This window comes from Pseudonocardia sp. 73-21 (genome assembly GCF_001899645.1).
Taxonomy (GTDB): domain Bacteria; phylum Actinomycetota; class Actinomycetes; order Mycobacteriales; family Pseudonocardiaceae; genus Pseudonocardia.
On sequence record NZ_MKVV01000091.1, the window covers coordinates 214,867 to 239,599 of the forward strand.

Consider the following 24,733-nt stretch of genomic DNA (forward strand, 5'->3'; position numbering starts at 1 on the left):
AGCCGCCACCGAGCCGCCACCGAGCCGCCACCGAGCCGCCGCCGAGCCACCACCGACGAGCGGCACTCTCGTCGGAACCTGTGCGACGAGAGTGCCGCACGTCGGAAGGGGATCAGCGCGGGAGGGGTCAGCGCTGCTGCTGGGCCAGGCGTTGGGCGATCACCTGCTGCAGGCGCTGCAGGCCGCCCGTCTCCAGCGTGCCCACCTGGCCCTCCAGCTGCCTGAGCAGGTGCGGGTCGCTCACGCCCTTCTCCGACGACTGGATCAGCACCGTGCCGGCACCGGTGAAGTCGAACTGGCGCTCCTCGCCGGAGTTGCTGCCCAGCAGCCCCATCGCCGTGGACAGGAAGCCGCTCATCCACCGCGCGTCGTAGTGGTGGCTCGGCGACGGGCAGTCGGCCCAGCCGACCAGCGCCTGCGGGTCCACCCGGATCGGAGGTTCGGCGAAGATCACCGGCCCCGAGCTGGACGCCAGGAACTTCCCGGTGCCGATCAGCGTCAGGAAGCCGGGGACGATCGACTGCTTGAGCTCCAGCGTGGAGTCGAACGCCAGCAGGTTGGCCGCGCGCAGCGTCAGGTTGCCGTTCTCCAGGTCGTAGCTGTTGATGTCGTAACCGCGGTCGCCCAGGATCAGGTGCCCGGAGCCGTTCGCCACCACCCAGTCCCGGGTGTAGAGCGGGGCGGAGAAGCGCTCGGCCACGAACCCGCCGAGGGTGGCCGAGCTGAGCGGCTCGAACCGGATGCCCTGGCCGTGGGGCGCGGGGTAGTAGGCGATCATGCGGCCGGTCTGCATGAACAGCCGACCGTCCAGCTTCACGCAGTAGGCGTAGTGGTTGCCGGGGATGTTGTCGTTGTCCGGCAGGGTGGCGGGATTGAGGGGGATCACAGCTTCTGCTCCGATGCCTGGACGTAGACCGTGCCGTTCCCGGTCAGCTTCAGCTGGATCGCCTCGCCCGAGCCGCGCCCGACGGCGTCGCGCCAGCCCACCGACGCGGAGATGTCGACGTGGCACTGCCCGACGTGGGCGACGTAGGCCTGGGGGTCGACGGCCACCGGCCGCGACCCGTCGACGGGGATCGCGATGGTGCCGCCGTGCGACAGCACCGCCGCGGAGCCGTACCCGTGCAGCTGGGTGGTGAACAGCCCCTGCCCGCTGACGGCGCCGCGTACGGCCCCGCGGATGCCGCCCTGCGAGCCGAGGAACACGACGGTGGACTGCAGCGACGCCTCGTGCGCGACGAGCCGGTCGGCCTCCACCGACAGCGGCCCGGAGCCGTCGACCTCGATGATCGTGACGTGGAGCCCGCGGTAGCCGTAGTGCACGGTGCCCTGGCCCTGGGCCACCATCATGGCCACCTGCTCGCCCTGCATCATGCGCCCGACCATGCCGCCGGCGCCGCCGGGTCCCATGTGGACGGGCGAGAACCCCACGTCGCCGGTGTAGGCGAGCATCGCGCCTCGCCGGGCGAGGATCTCGCGGCCGGGGGAGACGGGCGCGGAGATCACCTTGCCGTTGACCTGTTCGAAGATCCCCACGGTCACCGCTCCTCGGGCTGGATGTACACCACGCCGCTGCCGTCGAAGCGCAGGGAGAACGCCTCGCCGGAGCTCTCGCCGATGAGGTTGCGCCACGACACGTCGGTGACGAAGGTCTGGTTGAGCTGGCCCTGGCTGGCGATGAACGCGTCGGGGTCCACGACCAGCGGGTACTGCGGCGAGACCTCCAGCGCGATCGGCGGGCCGCCGGCCGACAGCAGGGCCACCGCCCCGAACCCGGTGACGGTGGTGGTGAACAGCCCCTGACCGGACGACATGCCGCGCACCCCGGCGAACGCCACGTCGGTCTTCAGCTTGTCCGACAGGGCCAGCAGCTGCTCGGACTCGACCCTGAGGGTGTCGCCGTTCAGCTCGACGACCAGCACCTCCATGGCGTCCTTCGCGAACCAGACGGTGCCCTGGCCGGAACAGGTCATCAGCGACACCGACTCGCCCGTGGCCTTCTGCTTCAACGCCGCGCGCAGGCCGCCACCGCCGCCCAGGCCCGCGTTCTTGAACGTGACGTCACCGGTGTAGGCGATCATCGCTCCGGTGGCGGCGCGGACCGCGTCACTGTGGAGGTCGATCTCCAGTATCCGGGACCCGTTGAGACGGAACGACTGCACGACGGCGATCCTGGCATATCCGGCGCCCGCGGTGGGGCGGTGCCAGGATCGGGGGTGTGATCACCGTCGAGCACACCGCCGATCTGGACGCCCCCACCCGGTCCGCGGTGCGGTCGCTGCTCGACTCCGCCTACGGAGGTCCCTTCGCCGACGCCGACTGGGAGCACGCTCTGGGCGGGATGCACGCCCTCTTCCACGACGGGCCCGCGATCGTCGGGCACGCCGCGCTGGTGCAGCGCCGCCTCCTGCACGGCGGCCGCGCGCTGCGCACGGGCTACGTCGAGGCGGTCGGGGTGTGCCCGTCGCACCGGCGCCGGGGGATCGCGGCCGCGCTGATGGGGGAGCTGGACCGGCTGCTCCGCGGCGGGTTCGAGCTCGGCGCGCTGGCCGCGTCGGAGCAGGCCGTGGGGCTCTACGCGTCGCTCGGCTGGACGACGTGGACCGGCCCGACCGCCGCCCTGACCCCCGACGGCATCCGCCCCACCCCGGACGAGGACGGCATCATGGTGCTGCCCGTGACGGCCGTGCTCGACCCCGCCTCCGTGCTGGTCTGCGACTGGCGCGACGGCGACGTCTGGTGATCGCCGACTCGCCCGTTCGGCCTTGGCGGAAGGCCCCGACCGATCCGCGCAGGAGGCCGGTACTCACCTCAGGGGGCTCACCTCAGGACCGCGGCCAGCCGAGGTGCGATGTCGTCGATCGCCGTCGGCAGGCTCAGCGGGCTGCCGAAGCCGATCGCGCCGGCGAACTCGCTCTCGTAGCCGCCGGTGTAGACCACCCTGCCGGCCGTGACCGCCTTCAACCCGTGGAACACCGCGTTGCCGGCCAGCTGCTCCTTCGTCCGGCGGATGACGACGATCGCGTCCTTGTCGAGCTGCGACTGCGTCTCGTTGCTGAGCGTCTCGGTCGTGGCCGGCACCGTGATGCCGAGGCCGGAGAACACCTGCGAGCGCAGGTCGTCGGCGCCGGGCAGGTAGGGACGCCGTCGACGACGAGGTCCACGGCCACGTTCTTCCCGGCCAGCTGCGGGTGGGCGGCCTTCGCGTCGGCGAACTCCTTCTCCGTGGCCGCGATGACCTGGTCGGCCCGGGCCTCGCGACCCAGGGCCCTGCCGGTGGTGCGGGTCTGCTCCTGCCAGGTGGCCGCCGCGCCGTCCACCGTCGGCTGGGCGACGGTGGGGGCGATCCGCGAGAGCGTGTCGTAGGCCGACCGGTCCATGAACGAGTAGACGCCCAGGATCAGGTCCGGCTCGAGCGCCGCCACCTTCTCGAACCGGATGTCGTTGCCGCCCACCAGCTCGGGCTGCGCACCGCCCAGCGCCTGCTGCGCCCAGGGCCGCCTGCTCTCGTCGTACTCACCGGTGAAGTCCCGCACCCCGACCGGCACCACGCCGAGCGCCAGCACGAAGTCGGCCTCGTTGAAGCCGACCGCCACCACCCGCGTGGGCGCCGCCGGGATCGTCGTGCTCCCGAACGCGTGCGTGATCGTGACGGGGAACGCGGCGGACGGCTGCTGGGCGGCGGGGGTCGGGCTCGTCGTGGCGGTGCCGCAGGCGGTGGTGCCGAACGCCAGCACCGCGGCGGTGACGACCCCGCAGGTCCGTCATGCGCGTCGTCGCGCCGACCACGGCATCCCCGGCTACCTCACCCCGCACCCGGTGGGCTGGTGCGACGAGCGGGCGAACGTACGGTGGTGAGCGGCGGGTGGAGTTTGGTCGGCACGCAGAACGAGAAACTCAACATCATGACGGATGCCCCTGCCCCCGGGCACATCGAGTTCCTGCACCGCAGCTGGCCGGCCGACGCCGAGCAGCTCGCCGTCATCCGCCACGAGCTGGCCGGATGGCTCGCCCCACTCCGGCTCACCGACAACGAGACCGCCGACGTCGTGCTCGCCGTGGACGAGGCCGCGTCCAACGCCGTCAGCCACGCCTACGGCCCCGACCGGTCCGGCGTGGTCGAGCTGACGCTGTGGACCGAGGGCGGCACCCTCTCGATCGAGGTGGTCGACCACGGTCACTGGCGCGCGCCCGATCCCGAGCCGCACCCCGCCCGCGGCGGCCGGGGCATCGCGCTGATGAACGTCATGTCCGAGTCCGTCCTCATCCGCTACGACGACCGGGGCAGCCGCGTGCTGCTGCGCCACCGCATTCCCCTCGATCCCGCCGACGATCAGGCGTAACCCGCGCCACACTCCCTCGTTCGACCAGTAGCTGACCACTGATCAACGGGGGATCGCATGGCGGGTCGACGCGGACTGGCACTGCTCGGGGGAGTGGTGGTTGCGCTGGCCGCGCTCGCCACACCGGCGGTCGCGGCGGGCGGGTCCGACCTGCCCGTGCCGTACGGGTTCTCCGCGGCGATCACCGCCGAGGCGGCGGCGCCGAACTCCGACCCTCCCGGCTCCAACGACTGGTCCTGCCGCCCCAGCGAGGAGCATCCGGAACCCGTCGTGCTGGTGCACGGCCTGGTGGCGTCGAAGACCACCAACTGGCAGACGATGTCGCCGCTGCTGAAGAACAACGGCTACTGCGTCTACGCCCTGACCTACGGCGTACCCGCGCCGGACGTCTTCCCACAGAACCAGATCGGCGGGCTGCTGCCGATGGAGCAGAGCGCGCGTGAGTTCGACGCGTTCGTCTCCAGGGTGCTCGACGCCACCGGCGCGTCGAAGGTGGATCTCGTCGGGCACTCCGAGGGCACGATCATGCCGGAGTACTGGCTGCAGTTCCTCGGTGGTGCGGCGAGGACCGACAAGTACGTCGCCGTCACCCCGCTCTACCAGGGCACGCTGACGAAGCCGCTGCCCACCGCCGCGTTCGCCGACGCCCTGGGCGTGCGCGAACCGGCCTCCGCCGTGGTCGGCCCGGCCTGCGGTTCGTGCCCGCAGTTCGTCGCGGGCTCCCCGTACGTGAAGCGGATGAACGCCCAGCCGGGCGGCCCCGCGGTGCCCGGCGTCACCTACACGACGGTCATGACCCGCTACGACGAGCTGGTGGTCCCGTACACGAGCGGCCGGCTCGACGCCCTGAACGCGACGAACATCGTGGTGCAGGACGGCTGCGGGGTGGACCTCTCGGACCACCTGTCGATCATCTCGACGGCCCGCACCGGCCAGATCATCCTCAACGCCCTCGACCCGGCCGAGGCCGAGGCACCGCCCTGCCTCCCGTCGCTGCCGGCGCTGGGCAACAAGGTGCTGCCCCCGCTGATCTGAGCGGCGCGGCGCATCGATCGGGCCGGGGACCTCGCGTACCGGCCGTGGGTCGACTTCCGGTACGTCGCGGGCACGGCCTGCCGGGCCTGACATCGGGGCGCGCTATCCGCGTTCCTTGCGCAGCCGCTCCCACAGCGCCTCGACGTGGGACGCGTCGGTGGTCACCGCCCCGATGGCCACCCGGATCACGTACCGGCCGTCGACGACGGTGTGCGTGAGCAGGGCCGCACCCGAGGCGTTGACGCGCTCCAGCACCTCGCGCGACGCGGCGTCGTCGGCCTCCGGGCCGTCGCCGGTGATCACCCGCAGGCACACCAGCGCCAGGGACGGCGGCACGGCGAGGGCGAAACCGGGGTCGTCGCGCACCCACGCCGCGAGCTGCTCCGCGAGCGCCACGTGGCCGCGGATGTGGGCGCGCAGCCCCTCCAGCCCGTAGCCGTGGATGACGGCCAGCAGCTTGAGCGCCCGGAACCGGCGGCCCAGCGGCACCTGCCAGTCGCGGTAGTCCACCACCGCCCCCGATTCCGTGGCGGCGTTGCGCAGGTACTCCGGCGTGATCGACAGCGCGGCGGGCAGCGCGCAGGCGTCGCGCACCCACAGCAGCGACGCGTCGAACGCCGTGGCCAGCCACTTGTGGGCGTCGGTGCAGAAGGAGTCGGCGTGCTCCACGCCGTCGAGCAGGTGCCGGTGCTCCGGGCACAGCGCGGCCACCCCGGCCCACGCAGCGTCCACGTGCACCCAGGTGCCGTGCGGCTGGGCGACGGCGGTGATCTCCCGCACCGGGTCGACCGCGCCGGTGCCGGTGGTGCCGACCGTCGGGCAGACCAGCACGGGGCGCTGACCGGCGGCGACGTCGGCCCCGATCGCCGCGGCCAGCGCGCGGGGCGACATCGCGAGCGAGCCCGGGGAGGGCCCCACGACGTGCAGCGCCCGCTCGCCCAGACCCGCGACGCGCACGGCCTTGGCCAGCGACGAGTGCGTCTCCGCGGTGACGTAGACGCGCTCCAGCCCGTCGACGCCGTCGGCACGCCAACCGGGGTTGCTGCGGTGCAGCGCCGCGAGCAGCGCCACCAGCGCGGCCGAGGACGCCGAGTCCTGGATCACCCCGCCGCCCCCACCCGCGAAGGTGAACCGCGGGTCGAGCCCGATCGCGCCGGCGAGCGAGTCCATCAGCGACTGCTCCACCTCGGTGGCCGCGGGGGAGGTGGACCACAGCATCCCCTGCACGCCGAGGCCGCTGGAGAGGGCGTCCCCGAGCACCGAGTACAGCGAGGAGTTGGCGGGGAAGTAGCCGAAGAAGTTCGGGCTCTGCCAGTGGGTGGTGGCCGGGACGACGACGTCGTCGAGCAGGCCGAGCAGCTCCTCCAGCGGCCGCGGCTGCTCGGGCAGCGGCCCGTCCACCTGCGCGCGCACGAACCCCGGGGCGACGGACGGCCGCACCGGCAGGTCGGCGACGCCCGCCCGGTAGGCCGCGATCCAGTCGACCACGGCATACCCGAGCCGCCGGAACTCCTCGGCATCCAGCTCGGCGGGAGATCTCTCCGGCATCCTCAGACCGCCGGCGCCGCGACGACCCGCGACGCCCCGTACTCGTCGCGCAGCACCGTCTTCAGCACCTTGCCGCTCGGGTTGCGGGGCAGCGCCGCGACGATCACGACGTCGCGGGGGCGCTTGTAGGCCGCGAGGTGCTCGCGGCAGAACGTCTCGACGTCCTGCGCCGTCGGGGGATCGGCCGGGTCCCGCGGGGCGATGATCGCCAGCGGGGCCTCGCCGTACTTCGCGTCGGCCACGCCGATCAGCGCCACCTCGGCCACCTTGGGGTGCGCGGCCAGGGTGTTCTCCACCTCGGCGCAGTAGATGTTCTCCCCGCCCGAGATGATCATGTCCTTCTTGCGGTCGACCACGTACAGGTAGCCGTCCTCGTCCTGCCGCACGAGGTCGCCGGAGTGGAACCAGCCGCCGCGGAACGCCTCGGCCGTCTCCTCGGGCTTGTTCCAGTAGCCGCTCATGACCGTCGGGCCGCGGTAGACGATCTCACCGACCTCGCCCTGCGCGACGTCGTTCATGTCGTCGTCCACGACCCGGACCTCGACGTTGATCATCGGGGTGCCGATCGAGCCGATCTTGCGGATGGAGTCCTCGCCGCGCAGCGCGCACGTGACGGGGCTGCACTCGGTCTGCCCGAACGCCGTGACGATCTCGGCCTGCGGGAACGTGTCGATCATCGTGCGCAGCAGTGTGGTGGACGCCGGGGCGGCCCCCCAGCTGGCGCGGCGCAGCGCGGAGAGGTCGCGGTCCCGGATCCCCGGCACGGCCACGATCGCCGCCCACTGGGCGGGCACGAAGAACACCGAGGAGATGCGCTCGCGCTCCAGCAGGTCGACCATCGCGACCGGGTCGAAGCCACCGGACGGGCTGAGCACGGTGGCGCCGCACACGATGAGGTTGAGGTAGAAGCCCGACACCCCGGCGATGTGGAACAGCGGAGCGCCGGACATCCCGACCCGGTCCTCGCTGCTCACGCCCGCGTGCACGACGTTGCTGAACGCGTGCACCATCAGGTTGCGGTGGGTCAGCACCGCGCCCTTGGGACGCCCGGTGGTGCCGGAGGTGTACATGATGAACGCGGGCTCCCCGTCGCCCACGGCGAGCTCGGAGTACTCGGGCGACCCCGCGGCCAGCACGTCCTCGTAGCCCGCACCGATCGTCAGCACGGCACGCACGTCGGGCGCCTGCGCCCGGGCCGCGTCCACGACGGGCGCGAACACGTCGTCGACCAGCACCGCCGTGGCCCCGGAGTCGGTGAGCGCGTACGCCACCTCGTCGGCCACGAGCCGGAAGTTCACCGGCACGCAGATCGCGCCCACCCGCAGGATCGCCGCCATCGCCTCGATCTGCGGCACGCTGTTGAGCCCCATGACGGCCACCCGGTCGCCCGGCCCGACGCCCTCGGCGGTGAGCACCGACGCCAGCCGCGTGATGCGCTCGTGGGTCCGGGACCAGGTGAGGGTGAGCTCGCCGTCGCGGAACGCCACCGCGTCGGGGGAGGTGCGGGAGTAGCGGGCGATGAGGTCGCTCATCGTCATACCCCGTCCGGAGACGGTGGGCGCAGGGCTGGATGTCACGGGGCTCCTCGACGGCGGTGGCGGGACGATCTCCCCACTCTGGCGCGCGCCCGCCGCCCCGGCAAGGGCCCGTCCATGATCGCCGGGATCGGGACATGAGCTGCGTATGTGCACGTCACGTCCCGATTCCGGCGATCATGCTCCCGAGCGGGCGGTGCCCGGGCCGGGCGGGGAGAGTGTCGGCATGCACGCGCCGGCCCAGGAGAACCGCAGGCTGCGGCTGCTGCAGCTCACCGCCCTGACGAGTACGTGCGACCGGTTCGCCATCGCGCCGCTGCTCGTCGTCATCGGTCTGGACCTGGGCGCGCCGCTGGTGGCCGTCGCCGCGGTCGCGAGCGGCTACTTCCTCGCGTACGGGCTGATGCAGCCGGTGTGGGGCATGGTGAGCGACCGGATCGGGCGGGTCCGGGTGATGCGGCTGGCCCTGCTGGGCGCCGCGCTGGCCGGGATCGGGTCGGCGCTGGCGCCGAACCTGCTGGTCCTGCAGCTGACGCGGGCGGCGGCGGGCGGGTGCTTCGCCGCGCTGCAGCCCACCACGCTCGTCTACGTCGGCGACGTGTGGCCCGCCGAGACCCGGCAGCGCCCGCTCTCGGACGTGCTGGCCGCGTCCTCGTTCGGCATCGCCGTGGCGACGGCCGGCGCGGGGCTGCTCGCCGATCTGGTCGGCTGGCGGGTGGTCCCGGCCGTCACCGCCGTCGGGGCGACCGGGCTGTGGGTGGCGCTGCGCCGCCTGCCCGAGCCCGACCTCGCCGTGGGCCGCCGCAACCCCCTGCGCTCGATCGCCACCGTCCTGCGCCACGGCTGGGCGCTCGCGATCCTCGTGATCGTGTTCGTCGAGGGTGTGGTGGTGCTCGGCGTGCTCACCTACCTGGCCCCGGCGGTCTCGGCGCTGGGCTTCTCCGCCGCGGTCGCGGGGCTGGCCGCGGCGGCGTTCGGAGCCGGGGCGATGGTGTGGTCGCGGGTGGTGCGGCCGCTGGTCGGGCGCCTCCCGCCGGCGCGGATCGCCACCGTCGGCGGGACGCTGCTGGTGGTCGGCTGGGCTGTGCCGTCGCTGGCCGTGACGCTCGGGACCGTCGTCGCCGCCGGACTGCTGCTCGGCGGGGCGTGGGCGTTCCTGCACTCGACGCTGCAGAACTGGGCCACGCAGGTGGTACCGGCCGAGCGGGCCACGGCGGTGGCGTTGTTCGCCGCCTCGCTGTTCCTGGGCAGCTCGGCGGGAGCCGCGCTGGCCGCCCCGCTGGCCGGGTCGGGCGACTTCACCACGGCGTTCCGGCTGGCGCTGGCGGTCTCCGTGCCGCTCGCGGTGGCCGCGGCGGTGGCCCGGGCGCGCTACGGGCGCACGGCGTAACGGTCGCGCAGCTTCTGCTTGACGAGCTTGCCGGTGGGCGTGCGCGGCATGTCGTCGGTGAACACCACCCGCTGCGGGGCCTTGAAGTGCGCGATGTGCTCGCGGGTGTGGGCGATGAGCTCGCGTTCCAGCTCGGGGCCCGCGGTGATCCCCTCCGCCGGCTGGACGACGGCCAGCACCGACTCGCCCATCTCCTCGTCGGGCACCCCGATCACGGCGACGTCGAGCACCGCCGGGTGCAGCGCGAGGGCGTCCTCGGCCTCGCGGGGGTAGATGTTCACCCCGCCCGAGATGATCATGAAGGCCCGCCGGTCGGTGAGGAAGAGGAAACCGTCCTCGTCGACGTAGCCGAGGTCGCCGACCGTGGCCCAGTCGTCGTGGTCGGGGTGGCGTGAGCCGGCCGTCTTCTCGGGGTCGTTGTGGTAGACGAACAGGTCGGCGCCCGGTCGCGCGAAGTACACCGTGCCGACCTGCCGCGGCGGGAGCACCGCACCGGTCTCGTCGTCGCAGATCCGCAGGTCGCCCTGCACCCCGCCGTGGCCCACGGAGCCGGGGCGCTCCAGCCACTGGGCCGAGTCGATGAACGTGATGCCGATGCCCTCCGACGCCGCGTAGTACTCGTGGAGCACCGGGCCCCACCAGCCGATCATCGCGCGCTTGACGTCCACCGGGCACGGCGCCGCCGCGTGCACGGCCACCCGCAGTGACGAGACGTCGTAGCGGGCGCGGACCTCGGCGGGCAGCTTCAGCAGGCGGACGAACATCGTGGGCACCCACTGGCTGTGCGTGACCCGGAACCGCTCGACCGCGGCCAGCGCGCCCTCCGGATCGAACCGCTCCATGACCACGACGGTGCCGCCACCCGCCTGCACCGTGGCGGTGAACCGCAGCGGCGCGGCGTGGTAGAGCGGCGCGGGGGAGAGGTACACGGTGTCGGCGTCGAAGCCGTACATCGGCGCGAACACGCTGACGTAGCCGTCGCCGGGCTCGTCGATCCGCCGGTCGGGCAGGGGCACCCGAATGCCCTTGGGACGGCCCGTGGTGCCCGAGGAGTAGAGCATCGCGGCGCCGGCGGGCTGGTCGTCCAGCGGTTCGGCGGAGACGCCGTCGAGCGCGGTGTCGTAGTCGTCGAAACCCTCGACCGGGCCGCCGTAGGCGAGGCGGAGCTCCACCGCCGGGACGAGCACCTCCGCGGCGACGTCGGCGAGATCCGCCGACGCGACCAGCACCCGGGCCCCGCAGTCGGCCACGATGTAGGCGACCTCGGACGCCGTCAGGTGGCGGTTCACCAGCGTGACGTAGAGCCCGGCCCGCATCGCGGCCCAGTACACCTCGAACACCCGCGGCGAGTTGCCCGCGAGCAGCGCGATCCCGTCGCCGCGGCGCAGGCCCCGCGCGACGAGGAACCGGGCCAGGCGGGCCGACCCGTCCTCCAGCTCGCGGTAGGTGAGCGTCTCGCCGGACCCGGTCATGATCACGGCGGGCTTGTCGGGCGTGGTCGCGGCGAACGTCCCGGGGAACATCATCCCGGTCTACCGCACGCGGACGGGCCGCGTCGAGGAGATCGACGCGGCCCGTCCGGGACCGCGGTCAGGCGTCGGTGAGCGCGTGCTTCGGCCCGTGCTCGGGGCGGGCGTGCCGGCCGCCGGTCGGCGTCTCACCGGTCAGCGGCTCACCCGTCAGGGGCTCGGCCACCGGCCCGGTCGGGATGCTCCCGCGCAGCGGCACCTCCCGGATGAACCAGGCGGTCACGACCGCGACCAGCGCCACGACCGCCGCCCACAGGAACGCGGTGGTGACGCCGCTCGCGACGGCCGTGCGGTAGGCCTCGCCGATCGCGGCGGGCAGGCCGCCCAGCGTCGCCGGGGTGAGCTGGCCGCCGGCGAGCTTCGCGGCCTGCTCGGCCCCGACCTGCGAGGTCAGGCTGCCGGTCAGGCTGTCGGCGTAGAACACGCCCAGCAGCGAGACGCCCAGCGAACCGCCGATCGTCCGGAACAGGGTGGACGCGCCGCTCGCGGCACCGAGGTCACGCTGCTCCACCGAGTTCTGCATCACGAGGTTCGTGGTCTGCATCAGGAAGCCCATCCCGACCCCGAGTGTCACCATGAACAGCGAGCTGGTCAGCCCCCCTGTGCCGACGCCCATCGTCGACATCAGGCCCAGCCCGGCCGCCATCACGAGCGACCCGACCACGAGCATCCACTTGTAGCGCCCCGTGCGGGTCACGAGCTGCCCGCCCACCAGCGACGTCACGAGCATGCCGCCCATGAGGGGCAGCAGCATCAGGCCGCTGTTGGTGGCCGAGGCGCCCTGCACGTACTGCTGGAACTGCGGCAGGTAGGTCACGGCGCCGAACATCGCGAAGCCGGTGAGGAACGTGAGGACCGTGGCGGCCGTGAAGTTGGGGCGGCGGAACAGCTCCAGCGACAGGATCGGCTCGTCGACGCGGCGCTCGACCCGGGTGAACAGGACCGTGGCGACCACGGTCAGCACGCCGAGGCCGACGATCTGCCACGAGCCCCAGGCGTAGGTGCCGCCGCCCCACGAGGTGAGCAGCGTCAGGCTGGCGATCGCGACGGCCAGCAGGCCGGCCCCGAGCCAGTCGACCTCGGCGTCGCGGCGCTGCACGGGCAGCGTCATCGTGAACCGGACGACGATCAGCGCGATCACGCCCAGCGGCAGGTTGATGTAGAAGACCCAGTTCCAGCTCAGGTTGTCGGTGATGAAGCCGCCCAGCAGCGGGCCACCGATGAACGCCAGCGGCATCACCGCGGCCATGAGGCCCTGGTAGCGGCCCCGTTCCCGCGGCGGCACGAGGTCACCGATGATCGCCAGGGCGCCCACCATCAGGCCGCCGGCGCCGATGCCCTGGATGCCGCGGAAGGTGATCAGCTCGGTCATGTTCGCCGACAGACCCGACAGGGCCGAGCCGATCAGGAAGATCGCGATGGACGACATGAAGACGCCCTTGCGGCCGTAGAGGTCGCCGAGCTTGGCCCACACCGGGGTGGAGACCGCCGTGGCCATGGCGTACGCCGTGACCACCCAGGACAGGTGCTCGAGCCCGCCCAGGTCGCCGACGATGGTCGGCATCGCGGTGCCGACGATCGTGTTGTCCAGCATCGCCAGCAGCATGGCGATCATCAGACCGCTCATCACCGTGTAGATCTCGCGCCTCGTGCGTGTCACCGGTGGGATCTCCACCGCTGTCGTGGTGCTCATCCGACTCCTCGCGCATCCGGACCGGCTTGCCGGCCGGCTAGTGTTTGCTTGTCGACAGGCTAGCACTTGTCACTAGCCGGGCGTCAAGTAAGCTGGGTCTCATGACAGCAGCAGGTACCGACGAGCGGCGCACCGACACCCGGCAGCAGATCCGGGCGGTCGCGCTGGAGCTGTTCGCCGAACAGGGGTACGAGAAGACGTCGTTGCGCGAGATCGCGGAGCGGCTGGGCGTCACGAAGGCGGCGGTCTACTACCACTACCGCACGAAGGAGGAGATCCTCTCCAGCCTGCTCGACGAGCACCTGGCCGGTCTGGACGCCCTCGTCGAGTGGGCCGAGGCGCAGCCCCCGGGGCGGGAGCGGCGGCGCGCGATCCTCCAGCGCTACAGCGAGCAGCTCGCCGCGATGGCCGACGACGGCTCGCAGCTGATCCGCTTCATGCAGGAGAACCAGACCTCCATGAAGGAGCTCGGCGCGGCCGCCGGGATGCGGCTGCGGTTCGAGCGGCTGGGGGCCATGCTCGTCGACCCGGACGCGTCGGCCGCCGACCAGCTCCGCGGGCGGCTCTCGCTCATGGCGCTGCACTTCGGCACGTTCGCCCGCGACGTCCCCGGGGACCCGGGGGAGCGGCGCACCGCTGCGCTGGAGGTCGCGCTGGAGCTCGGCGGGCGCTGAAGTCCTTACGCCCCGGGGACGGGCTGCGGACGCGGCGGGTCGGAGCTGTGATCATGGGTGGGTGACGGACCTCTCCGCCCCACCCTCCCGCCGCGCACTGGTCGGCGACCTCGCCGCCGTCGCCACGGGCGCCCTGCTCGTGCTGCTCGCCTCGCTGGAGGGCTGGCGGCTCATCCGGGCGGGCCAGGACATCATCCTGGGCTTCCCGCCGGTGCTGGCCACGTGGATGCCGCACGTCGGCCCCGGCACGCCGGTCGCGCTCGTGGCGGCGGTGCTGGTGGCCACCCGCGGTCCCGGGCTGGCCGAGCGCCTGGCCTGGCGACCGCTGCTGCTCGTGTCGTGGGCCGCAGCGTTCGTCTGGACGTTCGGCCTGGCGCTCGTCGACGGGTGGCAGAAGGGAGTCGTCGAGCGGCTGACCAGCAGCCAGGAGTACCTGAACGACATCCCCAAGGTCCGCTCCGTGGCCGAGATGCTGCGGACGTTCACCGACCACATCCTCACCAACCAGCCGGACTTCTGGACCACCCACGTCGGGGCCCACCCGCCCGGCGTTTTCCTGCTGTTCATCGGGCTCGACCGGATCGGGCTCGGTGGTGGCGGGCCCGCGGGCGTCGCCGTCATGCTGGTCGGTGCGTCGGCCTGCGCCGCCGTCGCCGTGACGCTGCGAGCGCTGGGCCACGAGGCCACGGCGCGCGCGGTGCTGCCGTACGCGGTGCTGTTTCCCGGCGCCGTGTGGGTGGGCGTCTCCGCGGACGGCATGTTCGCCGCGGTGCTGGCGTGGGGGGTGGCGCTGCTGGCCGTGGGCGCGGTGGGCCGCGGCCGGCGGGCCGACGCGGCCGCCCTGGCCGGGGGCGTCCTGCTCGGCTACACGCTCTACCTGTCCTACGGCCTGGCGCTGGGGGTGTTCCTGCCTGCGGTGGTGCTGGGCGTGACCCGGCGGTGGCGGGCCGCGGCATTCGCCGTCGCCGGGGCGATGCTGGTGGTCGTCGCGTTCACCGCGTCGGGGTTCTGGTGGATCACGGGTTACGAGGACGTCAGGGTCATCTACGCGCAGAGCGCCGCCAAGAACCGCCCGTACTCCTACTTCGTGTGGGCCGACCTCGCCGCGCTCGTGCTGGCCACGGGCCCGGCGGTGCTGGCCGGCCTGCGGCGGCTCGTGGCGTCGCCGAAGGCCCTGCCGCTGGGCGCCGCCCTGCTCGTCGCGGCCGGCGCGGCGGGGGTGCTCGTCGCCGACCTCTCCGGCATGAGCAAGGCCGAGGTCGAGCGCATCTGGCTGCCGTTCGGCGTGTGGCTGGTGGTGACGTGCGCGCTGCTGCCGAGGCGGTACGCGCCGTACTGGCTGCTGGCCCAGGCGGCGCTGGCCCTGGCGGTGAACCACCTGCTGTTCACGGTGTGGTGACCCGGCCCGGGTTGTCGGCGGCCACGCGGGCGGCCGCGGCCGCCCGGCGGACCGCCACCGCGTAGAGCACGGCCGACACCAGCACGAACACGCCGGTGATCCCCAGCCAGCGGGGCAGGTAGACGTCCGTGGTCAGGCCCGTCGCCGCGAAGAACGTGCCCGGCGCGTCGTTGGAGATCAGCGGCCACCACACCAGCAGGAGCAGCAGCGACAGGCCCACGGGCACGCGCAGGTAGTTGATCCACGGCACCCCGGCCACGTGCGGCAGCGGCCGGGCCCGGCGGAAGAGCCGGAAGTGGGCCGCGGAGTCGGCGATCGCGTAGAGCGGGTACAGCACCAGGTCGTGGCCCAGCGCGGCACCGACGAACCAGACGAGCATCTTCGGCCAGACGGCGCTCTCCAGCGGCACGCGGCCGGCCGCGTACCCGGCCAGCGCGAGCGTGATGATCTGGGCGAACAGGTGCAGGGGGTTGTCACCGTAGAGCTTGCGGAACATCAGGCGCCTCCGTCGATCACGGTGATCCGCTTGACCCACTTCGTGCAGTGCACGCCCGGCGCGGCCGGAATGATCGTCCGGGCGGGGAAGCCGTGGTCGGGCGAGATGTCCTCGCCCTCCACCTTCAGGGCCAGCAGCGACTGCTCGGCCTGGCTCTGGTCGACGCTCAGGCTCACCGCGCCGAACCCGCCCCCGTTCTGCATCGACTCGACGAACAGCCGGTCGGTGGGCCGTCCGCCGGCCCGGGCGACCAGGTCGGCGAGCCGCACCCCGGTCCAGGTCTTCCCGATCGACCAGCCCTCGACGCACGCGATCGGGAGGTAGTGGGTGTGCTGCGCCAGCGCGAGCAGGTCCTCGCGGGACAGCCGGGTGGTACCGGCCGGTCCGACGAGCTCCAGGCGCCAGGCCGCGCCCGTCATCGCCGGGGTGACACCGGCCGTCGCGGCCGTCTTGTTCACGGGGAAGTCGTTGGCCCCGACCCCGTTGCCGCGGTCGTGCGGGCCGAACAGCGTGAGGCGGCGCAGCGGGTCGTCGAGGACCGAGCCGATGTAGGTGCCCAGCAGCACGAGCGACGACAGCCCGACGAACCCGAGGACGCCCCGCCGCGAGGCGGTCGGGGGAGCCGGCGCGGTGGCCACGAGCTCGCTCTCCACCGGCTCGGGCCGCGTGTCGGCGACCGACGTCCGGCGGAACGACTGGCCGGGTCCGCGCCGCAGCGACCGCACCATCACCGGGAACTTCACCAGCACGTGCCCGACGAACCCGCCGATGAACACCCACGCCCCGTAGAAGTGCGCGGTGTAGAAGAAGAACGGGAACAGGTAGTCGAGCTGGGAGTTCAGCAGGCCCGTCACGAACTCGAACAGCAGGCCGCCCACCAGCATGAGCAGGGTGAGCCGCTCCAGCGAGTGCGCGATCGACCTCACCGGCGGCCACTCGAAGAGCTTCGGGATCACCGACCACAGCTTGGCCAGCACGAGCGGCACGAGCGCGATCCCGAGGGCGACGTGGGTGCCCTGGGTGACGCGGTAGAGCCAGGAGGGGCCGGTCGGCCAGTCGAACAGGTAGAAGCCCAGCAGGCCGTGGGCCGGCGTGGCGTCGTTGCCCGGCAGCAGCGGGTCGTACGCGGCGTAGGAGAGCAGCCCGGTCACGATCATGACCGTCAGGCCCGCGAGCAGCACCGACCCGAGCACGGCCGTGAGCCACGGACCGCGCACGGGGCTGCGCCAGAACCGCCGCCGGAACGGCCCGGGGGGCGGGTGCCCGTCCACCCACTGCAGAACCTCGTTGACCATGCGGCCATCACAGCGGGTCGCGCGCTCCGGCGCCTCCTCGAAACCTGGTTCGTAAGGATGACGCACCGACTCGTAATCTCCCGCCGCCGTGGTGTGTACGGTCAGTTCTGACCGTTTCTGCTGGGGAGAGCGCAACGTGGACATCACCGACGGCGTGCTCGGCGTCGCAGGGCGGTGTGGTGGGCACGACCCTGCCCATCGCCCGCGACCTCGCGAGCATGTTCATCAGCCTGGAGACGATCGCGCCGGGCCTGGTCGACACCCCGCTGCCGGCCGGCGCCCCGGGGACGTGGAGACGGCGCTGGGCAGGCAGGTGCCGCATCCCGCCCGGCTGGGGAACCCGGACGAGTTCGGGGCCAGAGGGTTGCCCGTCAGATCGTCTCGGTGGCGGCTTCCATGTAGCTGGTGCCCGATCCGCTGCAGCGCGACGGTGACACGACGGTGCCCGTGGCCTCGAAGCGGTTGTGGTCGCGCAGCAGTCCCTCGGCGGTGACGTGCTTGAGCTGCTGGCAGCCCCCGCACGTGCCGTACGAGGGATGGGCGCGGGCGTCGGCGTCGTCGGTCACATGCGTGTCTTCCTCTGGAAGGGGCGGCGACTGTGCCGGGGAGAGGAACGCTAGACCGTCGGGGCTCGCCCGGGAGCGGGACCCCGACGGTCGGCACATGACCTGGGTGTGCTCGGGCAGCAGCCGATCAGTGGTTCCGGTGGTACGCCTCGAGGACATTCGACGGGATGCGGCCCCGTTCCGAGATCTTCATCCCCTGCTGCTGGGCCCATTCCCGAATGGCCTGGTTCTGCTCGCGGTCGGTGCTCGGGCGCGACGCGGCGGCGCTGCCGCCGGAGCTGCGACGGCCACCGGTACGGCGGGCCGCGGAAACGAAGGGGCTGAGCGCGTCGCGCAATCTCGCGACATTGGCGGCGGACAGATCGATCTCGTACGAGCGGCCGTCCACGGCGAACTCGATCTGCTCGTCGGCCTCGCTGCCGTCCAGATCGTCGACCAGCGTGACGGTCGTCTGCTTTGCCACGTGCAGATCCTTTCTCGAAGATGATCCGGGTAGGCCGAAGATCCCGTGGTGTGTTCGGGGCCCGTCCGGTTCCGCAGGTGCGGGGGGAAGTGCTGAGAGGTGATTGTGTGATTGCGATACTAATGGACGGCCATGTGCATTGTCGATCGGGTCGGATCTGCCGTGTGTCGCCGGAATACGGTGTCGGATCCGCGTGAACCGACGCCTCACGCGATGGGACTCCACCAATCCCGCACGTCGGGGGGCGACAGCAGGTCGGTGCGGCCGCCGGGCAGCGGCAGCACCAGCGGCACCCCGGCCTGCGCGGCGGCCGCACGCAGTCGCTGCACGGGCTCGGCCCACCGGTGGAACCCCAGGTCGAACGTGGCCCAGTGCACGGGTATCAGAGCTCTACCGCGCAGATCCCGGTGGGCCTCCACGGCCTGTTCGGGCGTCATGTGGATGTCGGGCCACCGGTCGGAGTAGGCCCCGATCGGCACCATCGTCACGTCGAACGGTCCGAGCCGCCGTCCGATCTGTGCGAACGCGCTCGTGTATCCGGTGTCACCCCCGAAGAACGCGCGGTGCGACGGACCGATCACGGCCCATGACGACCATTGCGTGGTGTTGCGGGTCAGCCCCCGGCCGGAGAAGTGCCGGGCCTCGGTGCAGACGATCGTCAGATCCCCGATCTGCACGGAACCGTCCCAGTCGCGTTCGATGATCCGCCGTTCCGGTACGCCCCATCGGCGCAGGTGGGCGCCCACGCCGATCGGGACCACGAACGGCGCGGCCGACCATTTCACGAGCTCGTGGACGGTCGGCAGATCGAGATGGTCGTAATGGTCGTGGGAGATCAGGACGGCGTCCACCGCGGGCAGCTGCGTGATCGGCACGGGCACCGGGTGCAGGCGCCGGGGCCCGAGCAACCGCGACCGCGGGTGAGGGCGGCCCGCAGCAGGGCGGGCCCGCTGCCCGGTCGGATCACGACGCCGGGCTCGGTGTTGTGGAACACGCCGTCCGGCGCGTGCGGTGACGTTCCGGCGACGGCCCCGAGCCGGGCCCGGCGGGCGCCCATCGCGTGTGGGACCCCGTGCGCGGCACGGGCGAGCAGAACCAGCGTGGCTGCGCCGAGCAGTCTGCCGAGCAGTCGGAGGATCACCGGATCACCCTAAGGTCGGGTCATGACGATCACGACGGAGCGGTTCGGGCGGGTGCTGGTGGTGCGCATGGAGCGCCCGGCGCGGCGCAACGCGATCGACCCGGCCATGACGGCCGGCCTGGACGCCGCGCTCAACGAGCTCGAGGACGACCCGGACCTGTGGGCCGGGGTGCTGGCGGGCACCCCCGAGGCGTTCTCCGCGGGCACCGACCTCGTCGCGGGACCGGGGGAGCCGACGGCGCGGGGCGGCAACTACGGCGTCGTGCGCCGCGACCGGGGCACCCCGCTGGTCGCCGCGGTCGAGGGCCCGGCCTACGGCGGCGGGTTCGAGATCGTGCTGGCGTGCGACATGGTGGTGGCCTCGCGCTCGGCGCGCTTCGCCCTGCCGGAGACGGCGCGGGGGCTCGTCGCGAACTGCGGTGCGCTGTTCCGGGGGCCGCGGGCCCTGCCGCGCAACGTCGCGCACGAGATGCTCCTGACCGGTGCGCCCCTCGACGCCGAACGTGCCTGGTCGCTCGGGCTGGTGAACCGGCTCGTCGAGGCGGGGGAGGCGGAGGCGGCCGCGCTGGAGCTGGCGCAACGGGTGTGCGCGAACGCCCCCGTGGCGCAGCGGGCGTCGCTGCGCGCCGTGGCGGCGGTGTTCGCCGAGCAGGACGAGCGCGGGTGGGCGGCCACCGACACCGCCCACGCCGCGATCGCCGGCTCCGCGGACATGGCCGAGGGGATCGCGGCGTTCCGGGACAAGCGCGATCCCCGCTGGGTCAACCGCTGACGCGTTCGGCCGAGCGGATGCGCAGGCTGGCCAGCAGCCCCAGCACGAGCGCGCCCGCCGCCACCAGCGCGGACGTGGCGGTGGCCCCGCTCAGCGCCTGGCGCGCCACCCCGGCCGCGCCGGCCGTGGCGGGGTCCGCCGCCAGCGGCCCGATCACCGCGCCGGCGCTGTTCGTCACCGCGGCCGCCAGCCCGTCGACGGCCGGGGCGGGCAGCCCCGCGGCCGTCAGCCCGCTGCGCGTCTGCGCGGCCAGCCCCGTGAACAGCACGGTGCCGAGCACCGCGATGCCGAGCGCCGACCCGATCTGCCGGGCCGTGCTCTGGACCCCCGACGCGGTGCCGCTGAGCTCCACCGGCACGTCGGCGAGCACGACGTTGGTGATCTGGGCCGTCGCGAGGCCGACGCCGACGCCGTACACGGCGAGCAGCGGCACGAGCGTCCACGCCGACGTGGTGGGGGAGACGGTGAGTCCCAGCCCGCCGACGCCGACGATCTCCAGGACCAGACCGAGGCGCACCATCTGCAGCGGCCCGATCCGTTCGCTGAGCACGGCCCCCGCACCGCTCGCGGCGAAGCTGCCGACGGCCAGTGCGAGCAGCAGCAGGCCCGTCTCGAACGCGTCGTAGCCCAGCGCGTTCTGCAGCCACAGCGGCAGCGCGAAGAGGATGCCGAACTCGCCGAGGCTGATGATCGCCGAGGCGACGTTGCCGTTGCGGAACGACGGGATCGTGAACAGGTCGAGATCGACGAGGCCGGGACGACCGGCGCGACGCCGGGCGAGCGCGTGGGCCCCGAAGCCGGTCAGCGCCAGCGCCGCCACCGCGAACGCGACGGGCACCGGCGAGAGGCCGAGCAGTGACACCTCGCCGAGCGGCGACCACCAGCCGTAGGACCGGCCCTCGATCAGCCCGAACGCGAGCCCGCCGAAACCGATGATCGACAGCAGGGCACCCAGTGGGTCGAGGTCCACCGGCCCGGACGCGCGCGGCGTGGGGGCCACGAACAGCAGCACCCCCGCGACGATCAGCACGCCGATCGGCACGTTGATCCCGAACGACCAGCGCCAGGAGAACTCGGTGGTCAGCCAGCCCCCGAGCAGCGGGCCCAGCGCGGCCGCGCCGCCGATCGTCGAGCCCCAGATCGCGAACGCCTGGCCGCGCTCCTTGCCGCGGAACGTCGAGTTGATCAGCGACAGCGACGTCGGCAGGATCACCGAGCCGCCGAGGCCCTGCAGGAACCGGCTCGCCACCAGCATGTTCCCGTCGGGGGCCAGTGCGGCGAGCACGCTGGCCGCCACGAACACGACCGTCCCGGCCAGGAACACCCGGCGCCGGCCGAACGCGTCCGCGAGCCGCCCGGCCACGAGCAGCAGGGCCGCGAACACCACCGCGTAGGACTCCTGCACCCACTGGGCCTGGCTCGAGCTGATGCCCAGGTCCTTGATCACCGCCGGGATCGCGACGTTGACGATCGTGGTGTCCACGATGATCAGGGCCACGCCGAGACTGATCGCGACCAGCCCCCACCATCGCCGGCTGCCGTCCATGATTACTCCTCGATCGCCAATTATCTCGATGGTCGAGAATACGGGTGAGGTGGAGTAGTCTGCAACCGTGGAGGGGAACGGGGTACGCGACGAGCTGGTTCGGCTCCTGCAGGACTACGCGGTCGAGGCAGAGCGGCTCGGCCAGGTCTTCGCCGAGCGCAACGGCATGCACCCCACCGACCTCCACGCGCTGCTGGCCGTCATGCAGGCCGACGCCGACGGCACCCCGCTCACCCCGGGCCGGCTCGGCGATCACCTGGGCCTGTCCTCCGGTGCCACCACGGCCGTCATCGACCGGCTGGAACGCGCCTCCCACGTGCACCGCAGCCGCGACGGCCGCGACCGCCGCCGCGTCACGCTGCACCACGGTCAGGCCGCCGCGGCCGTGGGCGGGGCGTTCTTCGGCCCGCTCGGCACGCGCATGGACGCGATGCTCGCCGGCTACACCCCCGACGAGCTGGCCGCGGTGAGCCGGTTCCTCGGCGAGATGAACGTGCTGATGACCGAGCACCGCGCGGCCGTCACCGGCGACGCAGCACCCTCCTGAGCCGGCCCGGCCGGTGCTCGACCGGCACCGGTGGTGCCTCGTGCTCGTCGGGCGGCAGGGCCACCTCGATCTCCCCGCCCAGGTGGAAGCCCGGGGCGAGGTCCAGCCCGTCGCCGCTCCAGAAGCGACCGGGGTCGTACCAGCTGGGCGCGTGGTGCCCGGGCAGCAGCCCCATGTCCTCGTAGGTCACGGCCACGACCTCCGCGCAGTAGGCCGTCTCCAGCCCGGCGTCCGGTGTGGGTGTGCGGCGGGCGAGGGACGGCAGGCGCCCGCGGAACCAGCGTGCCGCGAGCGACGCCGTCGACGGGAACGGGGTGCCGTCGAGTCGCGCGACCGTGCGGAGCAGCGCGTCCTCGTGCTCCCGGGTCAGCTCGCCGTCCAGCTGGCGCACCCACCCCCGCTGCCCGTAGCGGCGCCCCCACTGCAGCACGGCGTCGCGCAGGTCGTGCAGCTGCACACCGCGCTGGTGGGAGCCGGTCCACATGTCGGGCAGCGAGCGGCCGAGCTCGGCGTGCCACATGAGCGGGGGCAGGTCGTCGATCACCACGGCCATGCCGACGTGGTTGACCGGCGCGTTGGTCAGGCCGCGGATGGCACGGTCGGCGCCGCTGCTGCCGCGGAAGACCCAGATGTCGCCGGTGCGGGCGAGCTCCACGGCCCGGTCGAGAGTGATCACGCTTCCGGGCACGGCGGTAGGTTAGCGGCATGAAGTGGTGGAAGCTGGTCGGACTGGCCGGGCTCGCAGGGGTCGTCGCCACCGGTGCGGTCACGGTGCGGGCGGAGCGCCAGCGCCGCGCCTACACGCCGGAGGAGATCCGCAGCCGCCTGCACGAGCGGGTGGAGCAGGCCCGGGAGGCCGCCGCCGAGTCATGATCAGGCGTTGGGCGCGTTATCGGCCGGATCTGGCCGATCGTGCGCCGAACCGCTGATCATGACGACGTGGCGAGGGCGGCCCGGATCTCCCCGAGCACGTAGTCGGGTCGGGTGGTCAGGTCGTGCCAGGTGAACCGGAGCAGGTCCCACTTCGCCCTGACCAGGGCATTCCCCTTGTGCCGGTCGGCCCGGAACCTCTCGACGTCCATGTGCCACGCCCACCCGTCGACCTCGACGGCGACCTTCGCCGCCGGGAAGGCGAAGTCGATCTCCCAGCGGCCGAAGGGCAGACCGTGCTGCCAGCCGGTGATGCCGGCACCACGCAGCAGAGTGATCATCAGTCGCTCGGCGGCGGAGTCCGCCCGGTCGGCCGCGGCGACGCAGGTTCCCGACCCTCGCGAACCCCCGCGCCCCCATGTTGCGGCAGTAACAGTGGTACACGGCGTCGAACTCCACGTGCTTCTGCAGCGCGCGGTCGAGGAACACCGACCCCTCCGGCACGACGACCGCCGACTCCAGGGCGGTGAGCGGACGGCCGGTGACCCGGATGCCCCGGACGCGGGAGAGGTCCACGGGGGACAGGTCGCGGCGGCGCACCTCGACACCGCCGACGGGGCGGAGCCCGACCCTGCGCGGCACGGTCACCGGCACCAGGTCCGGGGCGGTGTCGAGCATGCCGAGCCAGAACGCCGCACCGGGCCCCGACACCGCGCCTCGATCGCCCACCCAGAGGCCGGCGGCCCGTACCCGGGTGGAGTCGGTCAGCGGGTGACCCCCGGCCAGGAAGATCCGCGGCGCGAGCCGGGACCATCCGTCGACCTCGACCCGACGACGCAGCGTCCGCTCCGACATCCCGTGTCGCACGGCCTGGGCCGAGGTGATCAGCCCGTCCTGCCGGGCGAGCAGGTCGAGGATCGCGACGTCCGAGGTCATGTCCGGAGGATGCCGAACCACCCCTGCTGGCCGTGGCCGTTTCGCCGAACTCGCACACCTTGATCAGCAGCTGGGCGTCTTATCGGCCAGATTTGGCCGATTCTGCGCCGAGACGCTGATCATGCTCGCCGTAGGCGGCCCGCTTCGGCTCCGTCGGCTTCGAGGAGGACCAGTACCTCGCCGTCGAACCGCGCCCGGGTGGCGTTCGCGAACCACAGGGGCACCGGCACCATGTCCGGCCCGGCCATCCGCGTCGACGGGCCGAGCGTGACCTCCAGCGCCCCGTCCGGGCCCGACGACCACGTCCCGCGGGTGCCGTTGGCCCCGTCCGAGCCGGTCTAGGTGCCGTCCGCGGCGAGCTCGACGAACGGGGGCTTCAGCGCCCCGCTGCCCGCGCCGTCCGCCGGGATCCACCGTCCCACGAGTGCGTCCACGGCTCCGACCCTGACGGGGATCGTGTTCCAGCCGCCCGACCTCGCTGCCGTCGGCGTCGAGCCGGACGAGCATCTCGCCGTCGAGGCCGGCGCGCGAGGACCGGCCGGGCCACCAGGTGGTCGTGATCTGGTCCTGGCAGCCGATCTGCGTGGTCTCGCCACCCGTGCCCACGAACGCGCTGTCGGTGCCGCAGAGCCAGCCTGACGGGAAGGGGCGCCGGCTCGAGCGGGGCAGGCCCCTGCTTCGCGAGGCGGGTCAGCCGCGCGGTGAGCTTCCCGCGCGCATCACGGAGAACCGCGCGGCTGCCGTGGCCCTCGACCCGGACCGCTGCGGCCATCCACTCCGGCGTCGTCCCCGGCCCCTCGCCGGGCAGCGGCGTCGAGTACTCGTTGACCTCGGCGACGAACTGCCCCTCGGCGGCCCAGCCAGCCCCCGGCGAGGTAACCGCGACCCCGTCCCCCGCAGGGAGAAGCTGCGCGGATCGAAGGAGCGTCCGAACGTCAGGACGTGGTCGCGGACC

The 24,733-nt window shown here is 72.9% G+C and carries 27 protein-coding genes and 2 pseudogenes; 10 read left to right on the top strand and 19 right to left on the bottom strand.

Going from position 1 to position 24,733, the window contains the following annotated elements; all coding sequences use genetic code 11:
• Window positions 1-127: 127 nt before the first annotated feature.
• The 3 genes from BGP03_RS28905 to BGP03_RS28915 are packed head-to-tail and all read right to left on the bottom strand — an operon-like array spanning window position 128 to window position 2,162.
• Window positions 128-886: an AIM24 family protein gene (locus BGP03_RS28905; RefSeq protein ID WP_296368359.1), complete on the bottom strand. Its 759-nt coding sequence runs from the start codon at window positions 884-886 to the stop codon at window positions 128-130.
• Entirely contained in the window at window positions 883-1,536 is a 654-nt protein-coding gene (locus BGP03_RS28910) for an AIM24 family protein (protein WP_296368361.1), read from the bottom strand. Before BGP03_RS28910 ends, BGP03_RS28905 begins: the two co-directional genes overlap by 4 nt.
• Window positions 1,537-1,538: 2 nt before the next feature.
• The gene (locus BGP03_RS28915) at window positions 1,539-2,162 is read right to left on the bottom strand and encodes an AIM24 family protein (protein WP_298799096.1); all 624 of its coding nucleotides are present in this window, start codon (window positions 2,160-2,162) and stop codon (window positions 1,539-1,541) included.
• A gap of 56 nt (window positions 2,163-2,218) precedes the next feature.
• Here BGP03_RS28915 and BGP03_RS28920 point away from each other — a divergent pair, with 56 nt between their 5' ends.
• The gene (locus BGP03_RS28920; protein WP_363094679.1) at window positions 2,219-2,743 is read left to right on the top strand and encodes a GNAT family N-acetyltransferase; all 525 of its coding nucleotides are present in this window, start codon (window positions 2,219-2,221) and stop codon (window positions 2,741-2,743) included.
• Between the two features lie 77 nt (window positions 2,744-2,820).
• Here the strand turns inward: BGP03_RS28920 and BGP03_RS28925 are convergent, their stop codons facing one another.
• Together BGP03_RS28925 and BGP03_RS28930 are read right to left on the bottom strand one after the other, a co-directional pair.
• The gene (locus BGP03_RS28925; protein ID WP_298799097.1) at window positions 2,821-2,964 is read right to left on the bottom strand and encodes a hypothetical protein; all 144 of its coding nucleotides are present in this window, start codon (window positions 2,962-2,964) and stop codon (window positions 2,821-2,823) included.
• Complete coding sequence (locus BGP03_RS28930) at window positions 2,961-3,737, bottom strand: ABC transporter substrate-binding protein (RefSeq protein WP_298799098.1); 777 nt, start codon at window positions 3,735-3,737, stop codon at window positions 2,961-2,963. The genes BGP03_RS28925 and BGP03_RS28930 overlap by 4 nt, the downstream gene beginning before the upstream one ends.
• A gap of 168 nt (window positions 3,738-3,905) precedes the next feature.
• On the opposite strand from BGP03_RS28930, the gene BGP03_RS28935 reads away from it, so the two are divergent.
• Together BGP03_RS28935 and BGP03_RS28940 are read left to right on the top strand one after the other, a co-directional pair.
• Complete coding sequence (locus tag BGP03_RS28935; protein WP_298799099.1) at window positions 3,906-4,343, top strand: ATP-binding protein; 438 nt, start codon at window positions 3,906-3,908, stop codon at window positions 4,341-4,343.
• A 57-nt stretch (window positions 4,344-4,400) separates the two neighbouring features.
• Window positions 4,401-5,378 (top strand): lipase, encoded by a 978-nt coding sequence (locus BGP03_RS28940; RefSeq protein WP_298799100.1) that lies wholly within the window; start codon window positions 4,401-4,403, stop codon window positions 5,376-5,378.
• A 102-nt stretch (window positions 5,379-5,480) separates the two neighbouring features.
• On the opposite strand, the gene BGP03_RS28945 is transcribed toward BGP03_RS28940, so the two are convergent.
• A complete protein-coding gene (locus BGP03_RS28945; RefSeq protein WP_296368370.1) occupies window positions 5,481-6,926 on the bottom strand; it encodes a pyridoxal-dependent decarboxylase in 1,446 nt (481 codons plus the stop codon).
• 2 nt (window positions 6,927-6,928) lie between these two features.
• Window positions 6,929-8,503, bottom strand: coding sequence for a long-chain-fatty-acid--CoA ligase (locus BGP03_RS28950; RefSeq protein WP_299738223.1), 1,575 nt, complete (start codon window positions 8,501-8,503; stop codon window positions 6,929-6,931).
• Between the two features lie 184 nt (window positions 8,504-8,687).
• Here BGP03_RS28950 and BGP03_RS28955 point away from each other — a divergent pair, with 184 nt between their 5' ends.
• Window positions 8,688-9,851 (top strand): MFS transporter, encoded by a 1,164-nt coding sequence (locus tag BGP03_RS28955; protein ID WP_296368374.1) that lies wholly within the window; start codon window positions 8,688-8,690, stop codon window positions 9,849-9,851.
• Here BGP03_RS28955 and BGP03_RS28960 read toward each other — a convergent pair.
• Window positions 9,833-11,374, bottom strand: coding sequence for an acyl-CoA synthetase (locus BGP03_RS28960; protein WP_298799137.1), 1,542 nt, complete (start codon window positions 11,372-11,374; stop codon window positions 9,833-9,835). The two genes, BGP03_RS28955 and BGP03_RS28960, sit on opposite strands and share 19 nt — an antisense overlap.
• Window positions 11,375-11,441: 67 nt before the next feature.
• Window positions 11,442-13,073 carry an MDR family MFS transporter gene (locus tag BGP03_RS28965; protein ID WP_298799102.1) on the bottom strand — a complete coding sequence of 544 codons (1,632 nt, stop codon included), beginning with the start codon at window positions 13,071-13,073 and terminating at the stop codon, window positions 11,442-11,444.
• Window positions 13,074-13,174: 101 nt separating this feature from the next.
• Here BGP03_RS28965 and BGP03_RS28970 point away from each other — a divergent pair, with 101 nt between their 5' ends.
• Window positions 13,175-13,747, top strand: coding sequence for a TetR/AcrR family transcriptional regulator (locus BGP03_RS28970; protein ID WP_296368378.1), 573 nt, complete (start codon window positions 13,175-13,177; stop codon window positions 13,745-13,747).
• A 61-nt stretch (window positions 13,748-13,808) separates the two neighbouring features.
• Complete coding sequence (locus BGP03_RS28975; protein WP_296368379.1) at window positions 13,809-15,146, top strand: hypothetical protein; 1,338 nt, start codon at window positions 13,809-13,811, stop codon at window positions 15,144-15,146.
• On the opposite strand, the gene BGP03_RS28980 is transcribed toward BGP03_RS28975, so the two are convergent.
• Both BGP03_RS28980 and BGP03_RS28985 read right to left on the bottom strand, forming a co-directional pair.
• Window positions 15,133-15,642: a hypothetical protein gene (locus BGP03_RS28980; protein WP_296368381.1), complete on the bottom strand. Its 510-nt coding sequence runs from the start codon at window positions 15,640-15,642 to the stop codon at window positions 15,133-15,135. The genes BGP03_RS28975 and BGP03_RS28980 overlap by 14 nt on opposite strands.
• Window positions 15,642-16,937 carry a molybdopterin-dependent oxidoreductase gene (locus BGP03_RS28985; protein WP_298799103.1) on the bottom strand — a complete coding sequence of 432 codons (1,296 nt, stop codon included), beginning with the start codon at window positions 16,935-16,937 and terminating at the stop codon, window positions 15,642-15,644. The genes BGP03_RS28980 and BGP03_RS28985 overlap by 1 nt, the downstream gene beginning before the upstream one ends.
• Before the next feature lie 152 nt (window positions 16,938-17,089).
• Here BGP03_RS28985 and BGP03_RS28990 point away from each other — a divergent pair.
• A pseudogene (locus tag BGP03_RS28990) lies at window positions 17,090-17,295 on the top strand (3-hydroxyacyl-CoA dehydrogenase); the annotation flags it as partial.
• A 13-nt stretch (window positions 17,296-17,308) separates the two neighbouring features.
• Here BGP03_RS28990 and BGP03_RS28995 read toward each other — a convergent pair.
• The 4 genes from BGP03_RS28995 to BGP03_RS29010 all read right to left on the bottom strand — a co-directional run bounded on the left by BGP03_RS28995 (window position 17,309) and on the right by BGP03_RS29010 (window position 19,107).
• On the bottom strand, window positions 17,309-17,503 hold the full coding sequence (locus BGP03_RS28995) for a hypothetical protein (protein WP_296368386.1): 195 nt from the start codon (window positions 17,501-17,503) through the stop codon (window positions 17,309-17,311).
• A gap of 127 nt (window positions 17,504-17,630) precedes the next feature.
• The gene (locus BGP03_RS29000) at window positions 17,631-17,966 is read right to left on the bottom strand and encodes an Lsr2 family protein (protein ID WP_296368388.1); all 336 of its coding nucleotides are present in this window, start codon (window positions 17,964-17,966) and stop codon (window positions 17,631-17,633) included.
• Between the two features lie 206 nt (window positions 17,967-18,172).
• Complete coding sequence (locus tag BGP03_RS29005) at window positions 18,173-18,841, bottom strand: MBL fold metallo-hydrolase (RefSeq protein ID WP_298799104.1); 669 nt, start codon at window positions 18,839-18,841, stop codon at window positions 18,173-18,175.
• Entirely contained in the window at window positions 18,802-19,107 is a 306-nt protein-coding gene (locus BGP03_RS29010; RefSeq protein ID WP_296368392.1) for a hypothetical protein, read from the bottom strand. The genes BGP03_RS29005 and BGP03_RS29010 overlap by 40 nt, the downstream gene beginning before the upstream one ends.
• A 22-nt stretch (window positions 19,108-19,129) precedes the next feature.
• Here BGP03_RS29010 and BGP03_RS29015 point away from each other — a divergent pair, with 22 nt between their 5' ends.
• Window positions 19,130-19,879, top strand: coding sequence for an enoyl-CoA hydratase-related protein (locus BGP03_RS29015; protein ID WP_298799105.1), 750 nt, complete (start codon window positions 19,130-19,132; stop codon window positions 19,877-19,879).
• On the opposite strand, the gene BGP03_RS29020 is transcribed toward BGP03_RS29015, so the two are convergent.
• Window positions 19,869-21,425: a DHA2 family efflux MFS transporter permease subunit gene (locus BGP03_RS29020; RefSeq protein WP_298799106.1), complete on the bottom strand. Its 1,557-nt coding sequence runs from the start codon at window positions 21,423-21,425 to the stop codon at window positions 19,869-19,871. The two genes, BGP03_RS29015 and BGP03_RS29020, sit on opposite strands and share 11 nt — an antisense overlap.
• A gap of 67 nt (window positions 21,426-21,492) precedes the next feature.
• On the opposite strand from BGP03_RS29020, the gene BGP03_RS29025 reads away from it, so the two are divergent.
• The gene (locus BGP03_RS29025; RefSeq protein WP_296368397.1) at window positions 21,493-21,972 is read left to right on the top strand and encodes a MarR family transcriptional regulator; all 480 of its coding nucleotides are present in this window, start codon (window positions 21,493-21,495) and stop codon (window positions 21,970-21,972) included.
• On the opposite strand, the gene BGP03_RS29030 is transcribed toward BGP03_RS29025, so the two are convergent.
• The gene (locus BGP03_RS29030) at window positions 21,947-22,660 is read right to left on the bottom strand and encodes a hypothetical protein (RefSeq protein ID WP_296368398.1); all 714 of its coding nucleotides are present in this window, start codon (window positions 22,658-22,660) and stop codon (window positions 21,947-21,949) included. The genes BGP03_RS29025 and BGP03_RS29030 overlap by 26 nt on opposite strands.
• 17 nt (window positions 22,661-22,677) lie before the next feature.
• On the opposite strand from BGP03_RS29030, the gene BGP03_RS29035 reads away from it, so the two are divergent.
• Entirely contained in the window at window positions 22,678-22,845 is a 168-nt protein-coding gene (locus tag BGP03_RS29035; RefSeq protein WP_296368400.1) for a hypothetical protein, read from the top strand.
• A 56-nt stretch (window positions 22,846-22,901) separates the two neighbouring features.
• On the opposite strand, the gene BGP03_RS29040 is transcribed toward BGP03_RS29035, so the two are convergent.
• Window positions 22,902-23,450 carry a DUF559 domain-containing protein gene (locus tag BGP03_RS29040; protein WP_298799107.1) on the bottom strand — a complete coding sequence of 183 codons (549 nt, stop codon included), beginning with the start codon at window positions 23,448-23,450 and terminating at the stop codon, window positions 22,902-22,904.
• A 226-nt stretch (window positions 23,451-23,676) separates the two neighbouring features.
• Window positions 23,677-23,778: pseudogene (locus BGP03_RS36105) on the bottom strand (hypothetical protein); the annotation flags it as partial.
• Between the last annotated feature and the right edge of the window lie 955 nt (window positions 23,779-24,733).